The organism is Salegentibacter holothuriorum, from assembly GCF_900168045.1.
Taxonomy (GTDB): domain Bacteria; phylum Bacteroidota; class Bacteroidia; order Flavobacteriales; family Flavobacteriaceae; genus Salegentibacter; species Salegentibacter holothuriorum.
The window spans coordinates 156272-162271 of sequence record NZ_FUYY01000007.1 but is presented as its reverse complement, the minus strand read 5'-3'; the positions used below and the strand labels follow the sequence as shown (position 1 = coordinate 162271).

General features: G+C 36.5%; 5 protein-coding genes and 1 pseudogene. 1 reads left to right on the top strand and 5 read right to left on the bottom strand.

Annotation, left to right across the window (positions count from 1 at the left end; all coding sequences use genetic code 11):
- Positions 1–240, bottom strand: a 240-nt coding sequence (gene tnpA, locus B5X51_RS14195; RefSeq protein WP_139374901.1) for an IS200/IS605 family transposase, incomplete at its 3' end; no start/stop codon positions are given.
- A 70-nt stretch (positions 241–310) separates the two neighbouring features.
- On the opposite strand from tnpA, the pseudogene B5X51_RS14190 reads away from it, so the two are divergent.
- A pseudogene (locus B5X51_RS14190) lies at positions 311–1072 on the top strand (BCCT family transporter).
- A gap of 151 nt (positions 1073–1223) precedes the next feature.
- Here the strand turns inward: B5X51_RS14190 and ctlX are convergent.
- The 4 genes from ctlX to eno all read right to left on the bottom strand — a co-directional run bounded on the left by ctlX (position 1224) and on the right by eno (position 5914).
- A complete protein-coding gene (ctlX, locus tag B5X51_RS14185; protein ID WP_079721845.1) occupies positions 1224–2147 on the bottom strand; it encodes a citrulline utilization hydrolase CtlX in 924 nt (307 codons plus the stop codon).
- 4 nt (positions 2148–2151) lie between these two features.
- Complete coding sequence (locus B5X51_RS14180) at positions 2152–3099, bottom strand: dimethylarginine dimethylaminohydrolase family protein (RefSeq protein WP_079721844.1); 948 nt, start codon at positions 3097–3099, stop codon at positions 2152–2154.
- 47 nt (positions 3100–3146) lie between these two features.
- Positions 3147–4427, bottom strand: a complete 1281-nt coding sequence (locus B5X51_RS14175) for a citrate synthase (protein WP_079721843.1) — start codon at positions 4425–4427, stop codon at positions 3147–3149.
- Between the two features lie 200 nt (positions 4428–4627).
- On the bottom strand, positions 4628–5914 hold the full coding sequence (eno, locus tag B5X51_RS14170; RefSeq protein WP_079721842.1) for a phosphopyruvate hydratase: 1287 nt from the start codon (positions 5912–5914) through the stop codon (positions 4628–4630).
- Positions 5915–6000 lie beyond the last annotated feature (86 nt).

The window sequence follows — 6000 nt, the reverse complement described above, 5'->3', positions numbered from 1 at the left end:
CTTCTTTAAGATGGTGCTTACATTTAATTTCGGAGCATATTCAATATGCATGTGGACATGATCAGAACTAACGACTCCTTTTAATATTTCTATTCCCTCTGCTTCACAGATTTGGATTAAAACATCTCGACAACGCACTTGTATATCACCCCGAAGAACTTTGTATCGATATTTGGTCACCCAAACAACATGACAAGTCAAATGACTAACAGTATGAGAGCCTTTTCGCTGATAACTCATAGTCCGAAAATATGGATTTTTTCGCAATACTAAAGTTCTGCAATAAAATTGCAGGGTTTAAATCCCTATTTTGAGACCAATAAAACGTATCTCTAACTGGAATATTTATATTACGGTAATTCTAATGTTCTTCGTCTTTTTTCAGGCAGATATCCCGAATGTTTTGTCCCGTTTTTTTGAATCCCTTTATAGCTACATTATAGATTTTGTTCCGCTTAGTTTAGCACTGGGGAAATACAATCCCGGAAAAGAATTTCTAACAGACTGGACGTATTATTAGTGGGCATTTTGGTTAGCCTGGGCACCATTTACCGGAATTTTTATCGCCAGGATTTCTAAAGGAAGAAGTATCAGAGAAATGATTTTGGGCGTCCTGGTTATTCCTTCACTAGGCAGTTTCTTTTGGTTTAGCGTATTTGGCTCTGCTTCCTTCGATTTAATAGGAAACATGGAGAGCTACAGCGGAGAATTTGATAATGTTTTCACTTCATTATTTCGCTTTTTCGAAGCTTTTCCGTTTGCAAATTTCACCAATATTGTCACTATACTATTACTAATTAGTTTCCTGGTCACTTCGGTAGATTCGGCAATTTATGTGCTGAGTATGTTTAGCGATAAAGGAAAGGAACATCCCAGGAAAAAATTCAGGTTAATTTGGGCAATTTTAATCCTTATTTTTTCAGAAGCAATTATAATTCTTGGAAATATAAAACCAGATAGCAATGTGCTTACCGCTATGCAGAAATTCTTAATTATAAGCTCCCTGCCTTTTGCGATTTTTACGGCAGGAATTATGATCTTGTTTTTAAGAGAGTTGTTTAAGAAACACTAATTTCCCCTATCGTCATCCTGAACTTGTTTCAGAGCCTGCTCCGAAATTTATTCGGAGATCTAAGTTGTTTATACTCTCCATCAAGTTAGAAGCTGAAATAAATTCAGCTTGACGAAAATCTTTAATTATTTTGTCTGAAAAATATGTGAAACTAAGCTTTTGGTAAGAAAACTTCAGCCATCATACAGCGGGCACTACCCCCGCCACAGGTTTCTATTACATGAAGGTCACTGCTTAAAATTTCACAATGCTTTTCTATTTTAGAAATTTGAACCTGATTTAAACTACTGTGAGCGCGAGCACTCATTACAAGAAATTTATTATCTTTTCCCTGTACCTGTAGCATATTTCCGGCAAATTCATGCATTTGTTCCTCAGAGATCGCAATAACTTCTTTCCCATCTTCTTTTAAATGCTTCAATACATTTTTACGCTCTTTAGAATCATCTATGGTATCAAGACAAATTACAGCAAAATTTTCTGCCAGGCACATCATTACATTGGTATGATAAATGGCTTTTCTTTTCCCACCTACACTTTGGTTGGCATTAAAAATTACTGGTGTAAATTCAAAATCTTCACAAAATTCTATCAATAAATCTTCATCTGCGCGAGCTGACAGGGCGCAGTAAGCTTTACGGTTTACCCTATCCAGCAATAAGCTTCCGGTTCCCTCCAGAAAAACATCATGTTCTTCAGCTTCGGTATAATCTACAATGTTTTTTATTTTAAAACCTTCTTCTTCAAGTTTGGCAAAATATTCGAGTCGGCGTTCTTTTCTTCGATTTTCAGCAAACATAGGATAGAGCCCAATATCTCCATTTTCGTGAAAAGAAACCCAGTTATTAGGAAAAATAGAATCTGGCGAATCGTCTTCTAACTTATCATTTACCACAATAACGTTTACCCCAACTTTTTTAAGCTTTGCCGTAAATTCATCAAACTCTGCCTGAGCGCGTTCATTTACATTATCGGCGGTAAGGTCTTTTTGAAAATAGTTATTTACCGCAGTTTGCTCGTTCATTCTAAACGCGACCGGGCGCACCATTAAAATTGTATCTGTAATCTGTCTCATAATTCTACTCTCTTATTAAAGGTAAGGTTGAACAACGCAAAAGCCCTTCTTGCTTGGAAATTTCAGCATAAGGCACTTCCTCAACAGTAATGCCCTGTTCCCTTAACCATGTATTTAATCTCGTGAAATTCTTTTCTGAAATCACTACATCTTCATCAATAGAAAAAATATTAGAATTCATATAATACATCTCATCACGAGAAATTTCAAAAACATTCTCTTTTCCGAAAAGATTTACCAACCAGTTGTATTCTTCTTCTTCTAAAAAACCGTTTCTATGAATAATTGCTTTGCCTTTACCCACGGGTTGAAAGCAACAATCTAAATGCAAAGCATTATCCCGAGGCTCCCTATTTGACTTTCTTAAATTGAAAGAAACCACTTTTTTATTCGGGAATAATTCCTGCAAGGCTTTTACAGCCTCCACGTTGGTACGTGCGGTGATATAATCTTTATAATCGGCACCGCGATAAGTTCCTACAAGAATATAATCTCCAAGTGGCATTACATCGCCACCTTCTATATGAGCTTCTTCGGGTAACTGTAATACTTTTGCAGGATCTATTTGCTCAATAACGTGATTAATGGCCTCAATTTCCTGTTCCCGATCTGGTAGAATATTCGATTTAATAAATTTATCCTCTATCACAAAAGCGATATCGCGAGTAAAAATCTGGTTATAATCTTTTATGACTTTTGGTCTAAAAACCTGTACATTATATTTTTCCAGCACTTTAGCCACAGCTTCCATTTCCTCTACCATATCTCCCTCCTGAGGATAGGACCCCATTCTGATAAATTCGGCTGATTTAGGATCATAAGTCTCCTCTAAAGAAGGTTCCGGACCATTGTTTTTTGCTATACCTAAAACCACCGCTTTAAGACGTGAAGTTTCATTTTTTATATTCAATTCCACAAGTAAATTTTTCACCAAATATAGAAAAAGCTCCATACGATGATGAAGCTTTTTCCAAATTTATTAATAAGTTAATAATATTCTTATCTCTTTTCAACCTCCTTAAACTCACGTAGGTTTTCACCGGTGTAAATTTGTCGTGGACGCCCAATTGGTTCTTTCATCAATCTCATTTCTCTCCACTGTGCAATCCATCCTGGAAGTCTACCAAGAGCAAACATTACGGTAAACATTTCTACCGGAATACCCAATGCTCGGTAAATAATTCCTGAATAGAAATCTACGTTTGGATAAAGCTTTCTATCTACGAAATATTGATCTTCTAAAGCTTCTTTCTCAAGACCTTTTGCGATATCCAGTACAGGATCGTCTACACCAAGTTGCCCAAGAACTTCATCTGCAGATTTCTTGATAATCTTAGCTCGTGGATCAAAGTTTTTATAAACGCGGTGTCCAAAGCCCATTAGACGGAAAGGATCATCTTTATCTTTGGCTTTTGCCATAAACTTCTTGGTATCACCACCATCTTCTTTTATTCTTTCCAGCATTTCTATCACCGCCTGGTTAGCACCACCATGAAGCGGCCCCCAAAGTGCAGAAATTCCAGCTGAAATTGAAGCAAACAGTCCTGCGTGAGAAGAACCTACCATTCTTACCGTTGAGGTAGAACAGTTTTGCTCATGATCTGCGTGAAGAATTAATAATTTATCTAAGGCTTCTATAACTTCTTTATCTACCTTATAGCTTTTACCCGGTTTTTCGAACATCATTTTATGAAGATTCTCTACATAACCAAGTGAATCATCTCCATAGTTTAACGGAAGACTGTTTTTCTTTCTAAGTGTCCAGGCTGCAAGAACCGGAAATTTACCCAGAATTTTAACTATAGCCTTATACATTTCCTCTTCAGATTCTACATTTACTGAAGAAGGATTAAAGGCGATAAGCGCACTGGTTAAAGAAGAAAGCACTCCCATTGGGTGAGCAGATTTCGGAAAACCATCAAGGATTTTTTTCATCTCCTCATCTACCGCAGATTCTTCTTTAATATCTGCATAAAATTTATCTAATTGAGTCTTAGTTGGTAATTCCCCAAAAATAAGCAAATAGGCTACTTCAAGAAAATCAGCTTTTTCTGCAAGAGATTCAATTGAATAACCCCGGTAACGAAGTACACCCTCTTCCCCATTAAGAAAAGTAATAGCACTCTCACAACTGCCTGTATTTTTATACCCACGATCCAGGGTGATAACACCTGCTTCAGCTCGCAGTTTCTTTATATCAATTCCCTGTTCATTTTCGGTTCCTTCTACAATAGGGAATTCGTATTTTTTCCCATTTATTTCAATCGTCGCTTTTGACATATCTTAATTTTATATACTTTAATTCAACTAATTTTCAAGAGTTGCTAATTTAAGAAATATACTGTTAATTTACCGTTAAGCATTAATAAGATTTTTACTGAAACAAAGGATTTTGAGCGGTTTATTGCTGATTTAACTTCAAAAAAAATCCCTTTTGATATTTCTTCAAAAGGGATCTTGTATTTAATGAAAATCAATAATTAGATTTTAAAGGCTTTACGCTTTGGGAAATAAGCAACTTCCCCTAATTCTTCTTCAATTCTAATTAACTGATTGTATTTTGCCATACGGTCACTTCTTGAAGCTGAACCGGTTTTAATTTGCCCGGTATTTAAAGCCACAGCAAGATCAGCAATAGTATTATCTTCTGTCTCTCCAGAACGGTGAGACATTACTGAAGTAAATCCTGCATTATGCGCCATGTTTACAGCTGCAATAGTTTCTGTAAGCGTACCAATTTGGTTCACTTTAATAAGGATAGAGTTAGCGATGCCTTCTTCAATTCCTCTAGAAAGTCTTTCAACATTAGTTACAAAAAGGTCATCCCCAACTAATTGAACTTTATCTCCAATTTTATCGGTTAAGGCTTTCCAACCATCCCAGTCATTCTCATCCATACCATCTTCAATAGAAATAATAGGATATTTAGCAGAAAGTTCGGCTAGATATTCAGCCTGTTCTTCACTAGATCTTATTTTACCGCCTTCACCTTCAAATTTCTTATAATCGTATTTTCCATTTTCATAGAATTCGGCTGCAGCACAGTCTAGAGCGATCATTACTTCGTCTCCACCTTTGTAACCTGCATTTTCAATAGCTTTTAGAATAGTATCTAAAGCATCTTCGGTACCATCTAAAGTTGGCGCAAAACCACCTTCGTCTCCAACTGCAGTACTTAAACCACGGTCGTGCAATACTTTTTTAAGGTGATGGAAAATTTCAGTTCCCATTTTTAATGCGTGAGAAAAGCTCTCAGCCTTCACCGGCATAATCATAAACTCCTGAAATGCAATTGGGGCATCACTGTGTGAACCACCATTAATAATATTCATCATTGGTACGGGAAGCGTATTAGCGCTTACTCCTCCAATATAACGATACAATGGCAAGCCAAGTTCGTTGGCAGCAGCTTTAGCAACAGCAAGAGAAACACCTAAAATAGCGTTTGCTCCAAGCTTAGCTTTATTTGGAGTACCATCTATCTCTATCATTGCTTTGTCTATAAGGTTTTGTTCAAATACAGAGTAACCCAATAATTCTTCAGCAATTACATCATTTACATTTTCTACAGCTTTAGTAACGCCTTTCCCCATATAATTATCTCCACCATCACGAAGTTCTACAGCTTCGTGCTCACCGGTAGAAGCTCCAGAAGGCACTCCTGCTCTTCCTAAAATTCCATTTTCGGTTAAAACATCTACTTCTACGGTTGGATTTCCTCTTGAATCGAAAATCTGACGGGCGTGAATATTTATTATTACACTCATAATCTTCTTTAATTAGTTAATTGATTTAAATGCAAGATACAAATTGAAGCCCAAAATAGCGAGTGAAACAGGTAGTTTTAAAGCAT